Source organism: Streptomyces sp. P9-A2 (genome assembly GCF_036634175.1).
Taxonomy (GTDB): domain Bacteria; phylum Actinomycetota; class Actinomycetes; order Streptomycetales; family Streptomycetaceae; genus Streptomyces; species Streptomyces pratens.
On sequence record NZ_JAZIFX010000001.1, the window covers coordinates 2,825,191 to 2,839,914 of the forward strand.

General features: G+C 74.3%; 10 protein-coding genes. 7 read left to right on the plus strand and 3 right to left on the minus strand.

Annotated features, from left to right (window positions below; all coding sequences use genetic code 11):
• The first annotated feature begins 9 nt into the window (after nt 1-9).
• The 4 genes from eccD (at nt 10) to V4Y04_RS12855 (ending at nt 8,235) form a co-directional block, all read left to right on the plus strand.
• Nucleotides 10-1,395, plus strand: coding sequence for a type VII secretion integral membrane protein EccD (gene eccD / locus V4Y04_RS12840; RefSeq protein WP_332432814.1), 1,386 nt, complete (start codon nt 10-12; stop codon nt 1,393-1,395).
• Nucleotides 1,396-1,416: 21 nt separating this feature from the next.
• The gene (locus V4Y04_RS12845; RefSeq protein WP_332427832.1) at nt 1,417-2,700 is read left to right on the plus strand and encodes a hypothetical protein; all 1,284 of its coding nucleotides are present in this window, start codon (nt 1,417-1,419) and stop codon (nt 2,698-2,700) included.
• A gap of 112 nt (nt 2,701-2,812) precedes the next feature.
• A complete protein-coding gene (gene eccCa, locus V4Y04_RS12850) occupies nt 2,813-6,829 on the plus strand; it encodes a type VII secretion protein EccCa (protein WP_332427833.1) in 4,017 nt (1,338 codons plus the stop codon).
• The gene (locus V4Y04_RS12855; protein WP_332427834.1) at nt 6,826-8,235 is read left to right on the plus strand and encodes a DUF6177 family protein; all 1,410 of its coding nucleotides are present in this window, start codon (nt 6,826-6,828) and stop codon (nt 8,233-8,235) included. The genes eccCa and V4Y04_RS12855 overlap by 4 nt, the downstream gene beginning before the upstream one ends.
• Nucleotides 8,236-8,336: 101 nt before the next feature.
• Here the strand turns inward: V4Y04_RS12855 and V4Y04_RS12860 are convergent, their stop codons facing one another.
• Genes V4Y04_RS12860 through V4Y04_RS12870 form a run of 3 tightly spaced genes read right to left on the minus strand, consistent with a single transcriptional unit; the run spans nt 8,337 to nt 11,505 of the window.
• Nucleotides 8,337-9,170, minus strand: a complete 834-nt coding sequence (locus tag V4Y04_RS12860; RefSeq protein WP_332432815.1) for a sugar phosphate isomerase/epimerase family protein — start codon at nt 9,168-9,170, stop codon at nt 8,337-8,339.
• A gap of 20 nt (nt 9,171-9,190) precedes the next feature.
• Nucleotides 9,191-10,357, minus strand: a complete 1,167-nt coding sequence (locus V4Y04_RS12865) for a dihydrodipicolinate synthase family protein (RefSeq protein ID WP_332427836.1) — start codon at nt 10,355-10,357, stop codon at nt 9,191-9,193.
• On the minus strand, nt 10,354-11,505 hold the full coding sequence (locus V4Y04_RS12870) for a Gfo/Idh/MocA family protein (RefSeq protein ID WP_332427837.1): 1,152 nt from the start codon (nt 11,503-11,505) through the stop codon (nt 10,354-10,356). Before V4Y04_RS12870 ends, V4Y04_RS12865 begins: the two co-directional genes overlap by 4 nt.
• 320 nt (nt 11,506-11,825) lie before the next feature.
• Between V4Y04_RS12870 and V4Y04_RS12875 the strand changes: the two genes are divergently transcribed.
• The 3 genes from V4Y04_RS12875 to V4Y04_RS12885 all read left to right on the plus strand — a co-directional run bounded on the left by V4Y04_RS12875 (nt 11,826) and on the right by V4Y04_RS12885 (nt 14,698).
• On the plus strand, nt 11,826-12,872 hold the full coding sequence (locus V4Y04_RS12875; protein WP_332427838.1) for a LacI family DNA-binding transcriptional regulator: 1,047 nt from the start codon (nt 11,826-11,828) through the stop codon (nt 12,870-12,872).
• 245 nt (nt 12,873-13,117) lie between these two features.
• Nucleotides 13,118-13,750, plus strand: coding sequence for a dihydrofolate reductase family protein (locus V4Y04_RS12880; protein WP_332427839.1), 633 nt, complete (start codon nt 13,118-13,120; stop codon nt 13,748-13,750).
• A 147-nt stretch (nt 13,751-13,897) separates the two neighbouring features.
• Nucleotides 13,898-14,698 (plus strand): sugar phosphate isomerase/epimerase family protein, encoded by an 801-nt coding sequence (locus V4Y04_RS12885; protein ID WP_332427840.1) that lies wholly within the window; start codon nt 13,898-13,900, stop codon nt 14,696-14,698.
• The last annotated feature ends 26 nt before the right edge of the window (nt 14,699-14,724 follow it).

Genomic DNA, 14,724 nt, shown 5'->3' on the forward strand with positions numbered 1-14,724 from the left:
GCGAGTGTGATGTCTCCGGGGGCCTTGAGCAGGGAAACGGCCGGTGGGCCGGCGGTGTTGAGCCGGGTCACGCTCATCGGTGAGCGGCGCCGCGTCGACCTCGTGCTTCCGGCGCGGGAGCCGGTCGGGCTGCTGCTGCCCGAGATCATGCGGTTGCTGGACGACCGCGTGGAGGGGCGGCCCGCTTCACGTCACCTCGTCACGGTGGACGGCTCCGCGCTCGATCACGACAGCACCCTGGAGACGGCGGGCATCCGCGACGGTGCCGTCCTGCGTCTCGTCCGTGCGGAGGACGCCCCGCCCGCCCCCGTCGTGCACGACGTCACCGACGAGGTGGCGGAGGATCTCGGTCATCGGGCGTGGGTGTGGGGGCCGGCCGCGCGGCGGGTCACGGCGGGGGTCGCGAGCGTGGGTTGGGTGGTCGTCGCCGCGCTGTTCGCGCGTGCGCGGTACGACAGCTCGGTCGTCGCCGCCGCCCTGCTCGCCGCCGCCGGTGCGGCCGCGGTCGCGGGCGCGGTCCTGGGACGGGTGCGCAGGCACGGGCTCGCCGCCACCCTCCTGTGTTCCGGTGGCGCGCTCGGTGTGCTGGGCGTGTGGAGCCTTGTCGATGTCGTCGGCGGGTCGTCGGCGGGCGCTCTGCGGCTCGCCGGGGTGGCTGCTGTGAGTGTGCTGGTCCTCGCCCTGCTCGGGCTGTTCACGCCGCTGGGGCGGGGCGGGCTCGTGGGTGCCGGCGCCGTGGCCCTGACCGCCGTCGGCTGGGAGGCCGTCGTCGCCGTGCAGTCCGGCGCCGGGACGGCGGAGCAGCAGGCCCGTGTCGGGGCCGTTCTCGGCGTGGTCTCGGTGGTGGTGCTCGGCGTGCTGCCGCGGCTCGCGCTGATGGCGTCCGGGCTCTCGGGGCTCGACGACCGCCGGGCCGGGGGGATCTCCGTCAGCCGCCACCAGGTGTCCGTCGCCCTGGCCGCCGCCCACCGCGGGTTGGTGCTCGCCACGATCACCCTGGCGGGGTCGGCCGCCGTGGCCGCCGTACTGGCGCTGCGGGATCCCTCCGTGTGGACGGTGCCGCTCGCCGCGGTCGTCGCGGTGGTGCTGGCGCTGCGGGCCCGGGCGTTTCCGCTGGTGGCCGAGGTGGTCGTGCTGCTGGCCGCCGCGGCGGGCGTCGGCGTGCGGTTGCTGGCGGTGTGGGCGGAGCGGTCCTCGGCCGCGGCACCGCTGGCCGTCCTCGTGGTGCTGGCGGTCCTGCCGCTCGTCGTGCTCGCCGTGCAGCCGGCCGAGCACGTACGGGTCCGGCTGCGGCGGGCCGGTGACCTGCTCGAGTCGGTGGGGGTCATCGCGCTGCTTCCGCTGCTCGTCGGCGTGTTCGGTGTGTACGGGCGACTGCTCGGCACCTTCGCTTGAGGGCTTGAGGGGCGCGGCGGCATGACGAGCGGGGAGCAGGGACGGGAGCAGCCGTCGGCACACGCCGGTGGCGGTGGCGGTGGCGGCGACTGGCAGCGGGACGTGCTGCGGGAGCTGGGCGGCGGGGTAAGCGGCCGTTCGGACGCGGGGACGCACATCGGTGCGGAAGCGGGGGCGGGCACGGAAGGTGGGGCGCCCGGCCCGCACGTCCCCGGTCCGGTGTCCCCGACCGCCTCCGCCTTCCCGACCGCGCCCGACGCTCCGGACAGCCCGGCGTCCCCCTCCCCCGTACCGGCCGGCCGGGCCGCCGACGAGCCGGCCCCGCACCGGCCCGCGGCGCCCGCCGCCCCCGTCCCCACCCGTGCCCCTCACCTCCCGGCGGCCCCCGCCCCCGAGTCCTCCCCCACCCTCGATCCCCGTCTCCTCCTCGCCCTGGGACGCCCCCTGCACGGCGACTCCGTGACCCGGCGTACGGGGCGGGCGCTGCGCAAGCTCACCTCGTCCGTGGCACAGGACGTCGCCGAACAGACGCGGATCGCCCGGGAGTTGCAGCAGCCCGTCACCACGGGCCGGGTGGTGGCCGTCACCTCCATCCGTGGCGGTGTCGGCAAGTCCACCGTCTCGGCGTTGCTCGGGCGCACCCTCAACCACTACCGGCACGACCCGGTGCTGACACTGGAGGCGGATGCCGCGCTGGGCACCCTGCCGGTGCGCATGGGTGCGGAGGCGGTGCGCTGGACGTGCGCCGATCTCGCGCCGATCCTTCATCCGTCCATGCAACTGACGGACGTGACGGGCTACTTGGTGCCGGTGTCGGATGGTGGCTGGCTGCTGCCGGCGAGCCGGGGCCAGGTAGGTGCGCCGCTCGCCATGACGGCGTACCGCAAGGTGACGCTGGCGCTGCGCCGCTACTTCGCCGTGACCGTGGTCGACTGCGAGACGCTCCCCGGCGAGGTGGCGCGCACCGCCATGGACACCGCGCACGCCCGGGTGGTGGTCTCGCCGGCCACCGCGGAGGGGGTGAACGCCACCCGTCAGGTGCTGGACTGGCTGGCCCGGTTGCCGCACTCCGCCCTGGCCACGACGGTCGTGGCGCTGGTGTCGAGCACCCCCGACACGCTCCTCGACGACGAGACGGCCGCCGGGCACCTCAAGGAGGCCGGTGTCACCGTCGTCTCCGTGCCGTACGACCGTCATCTGGCCGGTGGCGGCCCCATCCGCACCGACCTCCTGGCGCACGACACGCGGCAGGCCGTCCTGCGGCTGACCGCCGAGGTGATGGGGCGCGCGGTGAGGGTGCGATGAGCATCCGGCCGGTGCGCCCCGGTCCGTACCCGTCCTGCCCGCTTTCCGCCGCGCCCTCCCTCACCCCCTCCCGCCCGCCTTCCGTCACGACCCGCTTCGGAGAAGTCCGCCCGTGACCCTGCAGATCGTCCATCGACCCGCCCGCAGCACCCGTCCCCCGGAACCCGCCCGGCCCCGCACGATCGAACCCCCGCCGAACCTTCCCGAAGGGAAGATCGGCAACGCGGCCACCGCGCTGCTGCCGATGGCCGGCGTCATGGGCTCCGTGATCATGATGACCGTGATCCGCAACAGCCGGTTCGCGGTGGTGGGCGCGGTCGTGCTGGTCTTCGCGCTGCTGGGCGCGGTGGCGCTGTTCCTGTCGCAGCGGGGCAAGGCGCAGCGCACCCGGCGCACCCAGCGTGAGCGCTACCTGGAGTACCTGGAGGAACTGCGGGAGGAACTCGGCGTCGCGGAGCGCCGCCTGCGGGATGCGGAGCGGGAGCTGAACCCGCCGCCGGAGGCGCTGTACGACCTGGTGCGGGACCCCGCCCGGCTGTGGGAGCGGCGCCGCCGGGACGCCGACTTCCTGCGGGTACGGGTCGGTCTCGGTGACGTACCGGCCCAGGAGCCGGTGATCCAGCAGAGCGGCACCGGCGGGGTGCTGACGCCGCCGGATCCGTTCATGCTCAACGAGGCGCGCGCCCTGCAACGCCGGTTCGCGACGGCCGCCGACGTGCCCCTGACGGTGCCGTTGGACCGGGCGGGAAATGTCAGCGTCGTCGGCGACCGGGAGGACGTCCTGCGGGTCGTCCGGGCCCTGCTGGTGCAGACGGCGGTGACGCACGCCCCCGACGACGTCGCGCTCGCCCTGGCCGTGCCCGGCGAGCGGCTCGCCGCGTGGGAGTGGGCCAAGTGGCTGCCCCACGTGCTGGATCCGCAGGCGCACGACGGTCCGGTGGCCGCCCGCCGCATCGCGCCCGATGTCCGGCAGCTCGCCGAAGGGCTCCGGCACGAGCTGGGCCGGCGGTCCGCGTACGCGGCGGAGGTGCGGCGCGGGCTGGCCGACCGGAGCGCGCTGCGGCTGGCGGGCCGGCTGCTGGTGGTCGTCGACGCCCACGGTGAGCCGGCCGCCGAACTCCCCCGCCCGGACTCGGCGGTCGGGCTGGCGGACATGGGGGTCACCGTGGTGCACCTCCTCCAGGAGCAGGTGCACGAGCCGGACGAGGTGAGCGTGCGCATCACCGTCCGGGGCGAGCGGGTGGTCGTCGAGGACGTGCGTGCTTCCTCCGCCGCGGAGGACCTGCGCGGTTCCTCCGCCGCGGAGGGCGCCGTCGACCCGGTCACCGCGGCCGGGGCGGAGGGCGTCGCCCGGTTGCTGGCCCCGCTGCGGCTGTCGCCGGAGTCCGTCGCCGAGGGGAGCCCCGTCACCGGACCGGTCGACTTCCCCGCGCTCCTCGGCATCGCCGACCCCGCCGACCTCGATCTGCCCACCCTGTGGAAGCCCCGCGGCGAACGCGACTTCCTCCGCGTACCCATCGGCCTCACGGACCGTCACGAGCCGGTTCTGCTGGACCTGAAGGAGTCCTCCCAGCTCGGCATGGGCCCGCACGGACTGTGCGTGGGCGCGACCGGTTCGGGCAAGAGCGAGCTGCTGCGCACCCTCGTCCTCGCCCTGGCCGCCACCCACTCCCCGGAAGACCTGGCACTCGTCCTGGTCGACTACAAGGGCGGCGCCACGTTCGCCCCCTTCGCCGACCTCCCGCACACCGCCGGAATGATCACCAACCTGGAGAACCGGGCCGGGCTCGTCGAACGCGTCCACACCAGCCTCGCCGGTGAGGTCAAGCGCCGCCAGCAGGTCCTGAAGGACGCCGGCAACGTCGCCGACATCGGGCACTACGCCGTGCTGCGCGCGACGGAGCGGCCGGACCTCGAACCGCTCCCGCACCTGTTCGTCGTCATCGACGAGTTCGGCGAACTCCTCACCGCCAAGCCTGACTTCATCGACCTGTTCCTGTCCATCGGCCGCATCGGCCGCTCCATCGGCGTCCACCTGCTGCTGTCCAGCCAGCGCATCGAGGGCGGCAGGCTCAAGGGCCTGGACACCTACCTGTCGTACCGGCTGGGGCTGCGCACCTTCTCCGCCGACGAATCCCGCACGGTCCTCGACACCACCGACGCCTTCCACCTGCCGCCCCTGCCCGGCTTCGGCTACCTGAAGGTCGACACCTCCACCTACGAACGGTTCAAGGCCGGGTACGTCTCCGGCGCGCACCGCGGACCGGCGGCGCGCGAGCAGCGGGACGAGGAGCCGCTCGCCCTGCCCTATCCGGCGTACAACACCGCGGGGCGCACGCAGGAGCCGGAGGAGGGACCCTCCGCCACCCGGCGGGAGACCGGCCCGACCGTCCTGTCCCTCATGGTCGGCGGGCTCGCCGGAGCCGCGCCCGCCGTGCGCCGTATCTGGCTGCCCCCGCTGCCGGACGCCGTCACCCTGGACGCGGCCGCGGGACCGGTCCGGGTCTCCGAGCACGGGCTGCACCTGGCGCGCGCCGCGGGCGGGATGCGGGTGCCGCTCGGTGTGCTCGACGACCCGGCCCGGCAGTGGCAGGGCCGGTGGGAGCTGGACCTGACCACGGCCGGCGGTCACGTGGCCGTGATCGGCGGCCCCCAGTCCGGCAAGACCACGCTGCTGCGGACCCTCGTGCTGTCCCTGGCGGTCACCCACACACCCCGCGACGTCGCCGTGTACGGCCTGGACCTGGTCGGCGGCGGCCTCTCGGCCCTGGCCGCCCTGCCGCACGTCGGCGGGATCGCCGGACGGGCCGACCGTGAGCGCGCGGCCCGTACGGTGGCCGAGGTGCGCGCCATGCTCGACGAGCGCGAGACGGTCTTCCGCGAGCACGGCATCGACTCCGTCGACCAGCTCCGCCGGCTCCGCGCCCAGGGCCGGCTGCCGCGGCTCGGCTCCACCGACGTCGTCCTCGTGGTCGACGGTTTCGGCGCGCTGCGCGACGACTTCGCCGACCTCGACGAGCCGGTCGCCGACCTGCTGAAGCGGGGCGGCGGCTACGGCATCCACGTCGTGGCGGGCATGCTGCGCTGGAACGACGTCCGTATCGCCACCCAGTCGCTCTTCGGCACCCGCGTCGAACTGCGCCTGAACGACCCCGCCGACTCCTCCGTCGACCGCAAGCTCTCCGGGACCCTCTCGCCGGACGTGCCCGGCCGGGTGCTCACCGACGGCAAGCTGTTCGCGCAGGCCGCCCTGCCCCGCATCGACGGTTCGCCCACCACCGGCGACCTGGGCCCGGCCCTGGACGAGGCGGCCCGGACCGTCCGCGCCACCTGGCACGGCGAACCCGCCGCCCCGGTGCGAGTGCTGCCGGCCCGGCTGCCGGCGACCCGGCTGCCCCCACCGGCCGCCGAACCACGCCGGATACCCCTCGGCCTCGACCAGGACGCCCTCGCCCCCGTGCTGCTCGACCTCTTCGGCGGCGACCAGCACCTGCTGGTCCTCGGCGACAACGAGTGCGGCAAGACGAACCTGCTGAAGCTGGTCGTCGCCGGGCTCGTCGAGCGGTACTCCGACGACGAGCTGGTCTTCGGCGTCTTCGACCCCCGCCGCGGCCTGCGCGGCGTCGTCCCGGAGCCGTACCGGGGCGGCTACGCCCACAACACCACGCTCGCCGGCACCCTCTCCACGGGCATCGCCGCCGAACTGCGGAAGCGGCTGCCGGAGACCGCCGATCCGGACGCACCCGAGACCGGCGAACCCGCTTTCCGGGGCCCGCGGATCGTCATCCTCGTCGACGACTACGACATCCTCACCACCGCCGGACAGCAGCCCCTCGCGCCCTTCCTGCCGTACGTCTCCTCCGCGCAGGACATCGGCCTGCACTTCGTCCTGGCGCGCCGCGTCGCGGGAGCCTCGCGCGCGCTGTACGAGCCGCTGCTGACCACCCTGCGGGAGACGGGCACCACCGCCCTGGTGATGACCGGCGACCGCACCGAGGGACAGCTCTTCCCCGGTCTGTACGCCTCCCAGCAGCCGCCCGGCCGCGGCACCCTGGTCCGCCGCGGCCGGCGCCACCAGCTCGTCCAGACCGCGCTGGCCGGAGCCGAGGAGAAGGGGGAGGAGTCGTGACCAAGGACGTCATCGCCCTCACCCCGACGATGCCGGACACCTGGGCCCTGCTGGCCGGCCTGTACGCGGCCGGGCCCGAGGCGGGCGTGACCGCCGGGTCCGGGGGCGCCGTGCTGCGTCTGTGCGCCCCGGACGGCAGGCCCCTCGTGTCGGTGGAGGCCCCGCTGCTGGTCCAGGTTCCCGGGGAGGCCGAACGGCTGCTCGGGCGGGACGTGCCCGTGCCGTTCTGGTGGACCGAGGCCCGGGCCTCCGGCGCCGTGCCCGGGGCCGAGCGGCTGGCGGGATCGGTGTGCGGGCGGCTCGCCCTGCTGCTGGGCGGCAGCACCTGGCCCGAGCCGGCGGCGGGCACCGAGGTCGTGGACGTGCGCGCGGCCGTCGCGCCGGACGACGGGCAGCCGGTCGTGGACGTCCTCACCGACAGCACGTCCGTCGTCCTGGCCGACCGGCCCGTCCTGGCCCTGACCACCTGGCTGTCCGAGGTGCTGCGCGGCACCTCCGAGTCGGGCCGGGCCCTGCAGATCGTCACCCCGCCGCACGTCCGGCTCAGTGCCCCGGCCCGCGCCACCCTCCTCCAGGTGCCCAACCGCTGGGTCGTCCAGGACCCGGCACAGGGCTACTACGACGGGCTGTCCGGGGCGGTGCTGCGCTGGCAGGACGGGACGTTCGCGCCCGCGCTCGGGGCGGACGGCACAGCCTCGGTCGCCGAGGCGTTCGGCCGGACGTCCCCCTCGAGTGACCGGCAGCTCGTCGTGGCGTTCCGCACGACGCTCCCCGCGCACGAGGACGCCGCTCTGGGCGAAGCGCTCGAGACGGCCTGGCGCGCGCTCACCGGCTCGGCCCCGGCCGGCTGGGGCACCGCGGAACCCGTCAACCTGCCCTGGTCGCCGCGCCGGCTGACCGATCTGGCCCGCGACCGGGCCCCCGAGCCCACCCATCTGCTCGTGACGGGGCACCCCGGCCGGCCCGCGCTGGCGTGGATCCGGGTGACGCGGACGACCGCCGGGGTCGAGCAGGACGTGACACTCACCCTCGGGTACGGGGAGGGCGAGGAACCGCCCCTGGAGGCGATCGGGCCCCTCGCCGAGACCCTCGTCGTGGAGCACGGCCTGACGACGATGCTGGCCTCGGTGCGGCGGGCCTCCCGCGGCCTCACGACGGCGCCCGTGCTCCAGGCACCGACCGTCCCGGTCGCCTTCACCCTGGGTGCGCGCGACGTGCGGGGCATCGGGCTCACCCACGCCCGTCGCCCGCCCGTCGGGGTACGACCCGTCGTCCTGGGGCCCGCCTCCGAGCCGGCCCTGCACTATCCGCTGGGGGACGGGTCGGACGCCGGCGCCCTCGTCGAGCTGCACCGCCTGGCGGCGCATCTGCGGGCCGGTGTGCCGGGGGCGGAGGCGGAGGTCTGACGGCGTGCTCCGCGCCTGCGGCACCATGGGCGGACGCGCCTCGCGCCCCGCGCCTCGGGACACGGAGCGCGGGATCCGGGTCGCCGCTCACGGCTCACGGCTCACGGCCGGACGTTCTCCGTGAACCTCTGTGCCGTCTCCGCCAGGACCTCGCGGCCGTCCCGGGCCCACAGGACGTCGTTGAACAGCTCGACCTCGATAGGACCGGTGTAGCCGGCCGCCTCCACGTAGCCCTGCCACTCCCGCATGTCGATGCTCCCGTCGCCGATCTGGCCGCGGCCGTTGAGGACGCCTTCGGGCAGCGGGGTGGTCCAGTCGGCGAGCTGGAAGGTGTGGATGCGGTCCTGGGCGCCGGCGCGGGCGATCTGCGCGGGCGCCGTGTCGTCCCACCAGATGTGGTACGTGTCGACGGTGACGCCGACCTGCCGGGCCGGGAACCGTTCGGCCAGGTCCAGGGCCTGGGCGAGGGTGGAGACCACGCAGCGGTCCGAGGCGTACATGGGGTGCAGCGGCTCGATGGCCAGGCGCACCCCGTGCTCCTCGGCGTACGGGCCCAGCTCCGCCAGGGCGTCCGCGATGCGTTCGCGGGCGCCGCGCAGGTCCTTGGAACCGGCCGGGAGGCCGCCGGAGACCAGGACCAGGGTGTCGGTGCCCAGGGTGGCGGCCTCGTCGACGGCGCGGCGGTTGTCGGTCAGGGCCGCGGCCCGCTCGGCGGGATCGATCGCGGTGAGGAAACCGCCCCGGCACAGGGTCGTCACCGTCAGGCCCGCGTCGCGGACCAGCTTCGCCGCCGCCTCCACTCCGTAGGCCTGGACGGGCTCGCGCCACAGGCCGACGCCGGGGACGCCCAGGTCGCGGCAGGCGTCCACGAGTTCCGGCAGGGACAGCTGCCTGACCGTCATCTGGTTGATGCTGAACCGCGCGAGGTCACCCACGGGCTCGGTCACGGGGGCGGTCACGGGGTCGCTCCGTACAGGTGCAGCAGGGTCCGCATGCGGTCCTCGGCGAGTTTCGGGTCGGGGAACAGGCCGAGGCCGTCGGCGAGTTCGTAGGCGCGGGCGAGGTGGGGCAGGGAGCGGGCCGACTGCAGGCCGCCGACCATGGCGAAGTGGTTCTGGTGGCCGGCCAGCCAGGCCAGGAACACCACGCCCGTCTTGTAGAAGCGGGTGGGTGCCTGGAAGAGGTGCCGGCTCAGCTCCACCGTCGGGTCGAGCAGGGCGCGGAAGCCCGCCGTGTCCCCGGTGTCCAGGACGCGGACCGCCTGGGCCGCCAGCGGGCCGAGCGGGTCGAAGATGCCGAGCAGGGCGTGGCTGAAGCCCTGTTCGTCGCCCGCGATCAGCTCGGGGTAGTGGAAGTCGTCGCCGGTGTAGCAGCGCACCCCGTGCGGCAGGCGGCGGCGCAGATCGATCTCGCGCTGCGCGTCCAGCAGCGAGACCTTGATGCCGTCGATCTTGTCGGGGTGGGCGGCGATGACCTCCAGGAAGGTGTCGGTGGCCGCGTCCAGGTCGGACGAGCCCCAGTAGCCCTCCAGGGCCGGGTCGAACATGGGGCCGAGCCAGTGCAGGATCACGGGTTCGGCACACTGGCGCAGCAGGTGCCCGTACACCTCGAGGTAGTCCTCGGGCGAGCGGGCGGCGGCGGCCAGGGCGCGGGAGGCCATCAGGATGGCCTGCGCGCCCGACTCCTCGACGAGCGCGAGCTGTTCCTCGTAGGCCGCCCGCACCTGGTCGAGGGTGCCGGAGGCGATCTGGCCGGAGGCGATCTGGTCGGTGCCGACGCCGCAGGCGATGCGGCCGCCGACGGCCTTCGCCTCGGCGGCGGAGCGGCGGATCAGTTCGGCCGCGCCCGCCCAGTCCAGGCCCATGCCGCGCTGGGCGGTGTCCATCGCCTCGGCGACGCCCAGCCCGTGCGACCACAGGTGGCGGCGGAAGGCGAGGGTGGCGTCCCAGTCGACGGCGGCGGGCGAGTCGGGGGTCGTGTCGGCGTACGGGTCGGCGACGACGTGCGCCGCGGAGAAGACCGTACGGGAGGCGAAGGGGGCTCCGGCGACGGGCGCGAGGGGCTCGGTGCGGGGCTCGTAGGTCCGCAGTCGGCCCTGCGCGTCGGGCAGTTCGATGGTCACAGGGAAATCTCCGGTACGTCCAGGCGGCGGCCCTCGGCCGACGACCTCAGGCCCAGTTCGGCGAGCTGGACGCCGCGGGCACCGGCCAGCAGGTCCCAGTGGTAGGGGGCGTCGGCGTAGACGTGCTTGAGGAACAGCTCCCACTGGGCCTTGAAGCCGTTGTCGAACTCGCCGTTGTCCGGGACCTCCTGCCACTGGTCGCGGAAGACCTCGGTGGCGGGGATGTCCGGGTTCCAGACGGGCTTGGGGGTCGCGGAGCGGTGCTGGACGCGGCAGTTGCGCAGACCGGCGACGGCGGAGCCCTCGGTGCCGTCGACCTGGAACTCGACGAGTTCGTCGCGGTTGACGCGGACCGCCCAGGAGGAGTTGATCTGGGCGATCGTGCCGCCCTCGAGCTCGAAGACGCCGTAGGCGGCGTCGTCGGCGGTGGCGTCGTAGGGCTTGCCGCTCTCGTCCCAGCGCTGCGGGAGGTGGGTGGCGGTCAGGGCCTGGACGGAGCGCACCCGGCCGAACAGCTCGTGCAGCACGTACTCCCAGTGCGGGAACATGTCGACGACGATGCCGCCGCCGTCCTCCGCGCGGTAGTTCCAGGACGGACGCTGCGCGTCCTGCCAGTCGCCCTCGAAGACCCAGTAGCCGAACTCGCCGCGCACCGACAGGATCCGGCCGAAGAAGCCGCCGTCGATGAGCCGCTTCAGCTTGAGCAGGCCCGGAAGAAAGAGCTTGTCCTGCACCACGCCGTGCTTGATCCCGGCGGCGTTCGCCAGCCGGGCCAGCTCCAGGGCGCCGTCGAGGCCGGTGGCGGTCGGCTTCTCGGTGTAGATGTGCTTGCCGGCGGCGATCGCCTTGGTGAGGGCCTCCTCGCGGGCGGAGGTGACCTGGGCGTCGAAGTAGATGTCGACGCTGTCGTCGGCGAGCACCGCGTCCACGTCGGTGGAGATGTGTTCCAGGCCGTGCCGTTCGGCCAGCGCGCGCAGCGCGTGCTCGCGGCGGCCGACCAGGACCGGTTCCGGCCACAGCACGGTGCCGTCCCCGAGGTCGAGGCCGCCCTGCTCGCGCAGGGCAAGGATGGAGCGGACGAGGTGTTGCCGGTAGCCCATCCGCCCCGTCACACCGTTCATGGCGATACGCACCGTCTTGCGTGTCACGTCGTTCCCTTCGTACGCGGTCCCCGCGCGCCGCACACGCCCCACCCGTCACGCACCGGCCGGCGATCGGCGGCCGGTGGCGCGAGGACTGGTGAACGTCACAGCAAGCGCTTTCTATGTATCTAGAAGCTAGCCTCTGAACGGCGGTCCGGACAAGACCACGGAGAACCCGACTTGTTCGAGGGGGCGAACAAGTGGGCGTGGGGCCATAGGGTCTGGTCGGGGGCGGGACATCGGGCCCGTACCCGGAACGCGCCCGGACGCGCCCGGACACGGCGGCCGGCGCCGATACGACGAGACGCGCGACCGGAGGACTAGAGATGACGGTGACCCTGGCGGACGTGGCGGCCCGCGCGCAGGTCTCCCCCGCGACGGTGTCGCGCGTGCTGAACGGGAACTATCCCGTGGCCGCTTCCACCCGCGAGCGGGTGCTGAAAGCGGTGGACGAACTCGACTACGTGCTCAACGGCCCCGCGAGCGCCCTGGCCGCCGCCACCTCCGACCTGGTGGGCATCCTGGTGAACGACATCGCCGACCCGTTCTTCGGGATCATGGCGAGCGCGATCCAGGGCGAGATCGGCGGTCCGGGCGGGCGGGCCGGCGGAGAGAGACTCGCGGTGGTGTGCAACACGGGCGGCTCCCCGGAACGTGAACTGACCTACCTCACGCTGCTCCAGCGCCAGCGGGCCGCCGCGGTGGTACTGACCGGCGGCGCCGTCGAGGACGCCCCGCACAAGGCGGCGATGGACTCGAAACTGCGCAAGCTGGCGGACGCCGGGACCCGGGTGGTGCTGTGCGGCCGGCCGCCGGCACCGGACACCGGGGCGATCGCGCTGACCTTCGACAACCGCGGCGGCGGCCGGGAGCTCACCGAGCATCTGATCGGGCTCGGCCACCGCCGCCTCGGCTACGTCGCGGGCCCGCAGGAGCGCACCACCACCCGTCACCGCCTCGAGGGACACCGGGCCGCGCTGGCCGCGCACGGCATCGAGGAGGACCCCCGCTGGACCGTCCACGGCCGCTACGACCGCCGCTCCGGCTACGAGGCCGCCCTCGAACTCCTGCGCAGGGACCCCGCGCTGACCGCCGTGGTCGCCGCGAACGACTCCGTCGCGCTGGGCTCGTGCGCGGCGCTGCGGGACTCCGGCCGGAAGATCCCCGACGACGTGTCGGTCGCCGGTTTCGACGACCTCCCGTTCAGCATCGACGCGGTGCCCGCCCTGACGACGGTACGGCTGCCGCTCGCCGAGGCCGGGGCGCGGGCCGGCCGCATCGCGATGGGCCGCGAGGAACCACCGCCCGGGGGGATCGCCTCCGTACGGGGCGAGTTGATGGTGCGGGGGTCCTCGGGGGCGCCGCGGGTGTGAACGGGCGGACGGGGCATGTCCCGACGCCGGAAGCCGTGTCCGTGCCGGGGCCGGTGGCTGCCCCTGTGCCGGAGCCGGTCCGTGCCGGAAGCTGCCCCCGTCCCGAGGCCGGTGGCTGCCCCTCCCGGTCGGAGTATGCGGTTCCCGTACGTGTTTTTCGGCGGCGGCGATGAGTTCCGCCGCTACCGTCGGTCTCACTTCCGTCATCGCCTCAACGGACCAGCGGACCATCAGGAGCGGCAGCCATGCGTATCGTGATCACCGAGTTCATCAGCCTCGACGGCGTCGTGCAGGCCCCCGGCGGTCCCCAGGAGGACACCGACGGCGGTTTCGCCCATGGTGGCTGGTCGCACGCCTACTTCGACCCGGAGGTTCTCGGCGGCGCCTTCGACGCGGCGCTGGGCCGGGCCGGGGCGCTGCTGTACGGGCGCCGCACCTGGCAGACCATGGCCCAGGCGTGGCCCGGGCAGGCCGGGGACCCCTTCGCCGACCGGATCAACGGCCTGCCGAAGTACGTCGTCTCCGGCACTCTCGGCGAGTCCGACCTGACCTGGAACAACAGCCGGCTCATTCCCGCCGGGGAGGCGGTCGCCCGTATCCGGGAGCTGCGCGCGGCCGAGGGCGGTGACCTCGCGATGATGGGCAGCCCCACACTCGCCCGCACCCTGCTGAGCGAGGACCTGGTGGACGAGCTCCAGCTCCTCGTCATGCCGGTGGTCCTGGGCGGCGGCAAGTCGATCTTCCCGACGGACGGCGCGAAGCGCCCGTTCGAGCTGGTCTCGTCGACCGTCGCCAAGTCGGGCGCCCAGGTCTGCGTCTACCACCGCGCCGCGCAGACACCGGCCGGGGCGTCCTCCGACGTGCCCGTGGAAGCCTGACGCCGCCCTCTCACAGGGGTGCTGTCCGCCGGAACGGCCGGCACCCCCCGCCCCCGCCCCCGCTCCACCCGCCCGCCCCGGACCCGTGCGCGACACCGGAGCGACAAGGGGATTCAGCGCCACGAGTGCTGGGTAGTGTCGGTATTCATGAAGCTGGCGTTCTCCACCCTCGGTGTCCCCGGCCTTCCGACGGCCGACGTACTGCGCCTCGCGACCGCGCACGGCTATCACGGCGTCGAACTGCGCGCCCACCCCGAGGAACCGGTTCACACCGGTCTCACTCCCGCCGAACGGACCGATGTGGCCGCCGAGTTCAAGGCGGCCGGCGTCGAGATCCTGAGCGTCGCGGGCTACCCCAAGGTCGCCGCGCCGGGCGAGGACGAGGCCGTCATCGCCGAGATCCGTGCCCTTCTCGCTCTCGCCCGCGACCTCGGCGCCCCCTACATCAGGGTCTTCCCGGGCGGTTCACCCGACCAGACTCCCGAGGAGGCCGACGCGACGGCCGCCCGGCGGCTGGGTACGGCCGCCGAGCACGCGGCCGACGCCGGCGTGCGCATCCTGCTGGAGACCCACGACTCCCACCGCACCGGCGCCGACGCGATGCGGATCCTCGGCCTCGTGGGACACCGCCAGGTGGGCGCCCTCTGGGACGTGATGCACACCTGGCTGGGCGGGGAGCAGCCCGTGGAGAGCTACGCGGCCCTCTCCCCCCACCTAGGCTACGTCCAGGTCAAGGACATCGCCTCCGCCGAGGACACCACCCCGCTCCCCCTCGGCGAGGGCATCCTCCCGCTAGCCGACTGCGTGGAGGTCCTCTCCCGCCACGGCTGGGACGGCTGGCTCTGCTGGGAGTACGAGAAGCGCTGGTACGAGAAGGCCGCCCCCCTCCCCGACCTCCTCGCTCCCGGCCGGGCCCACCTCTCCCACCTCCTCAACGACTCGGCGTGAGCGGCTGCCGCTGACCAGCGGGCCCG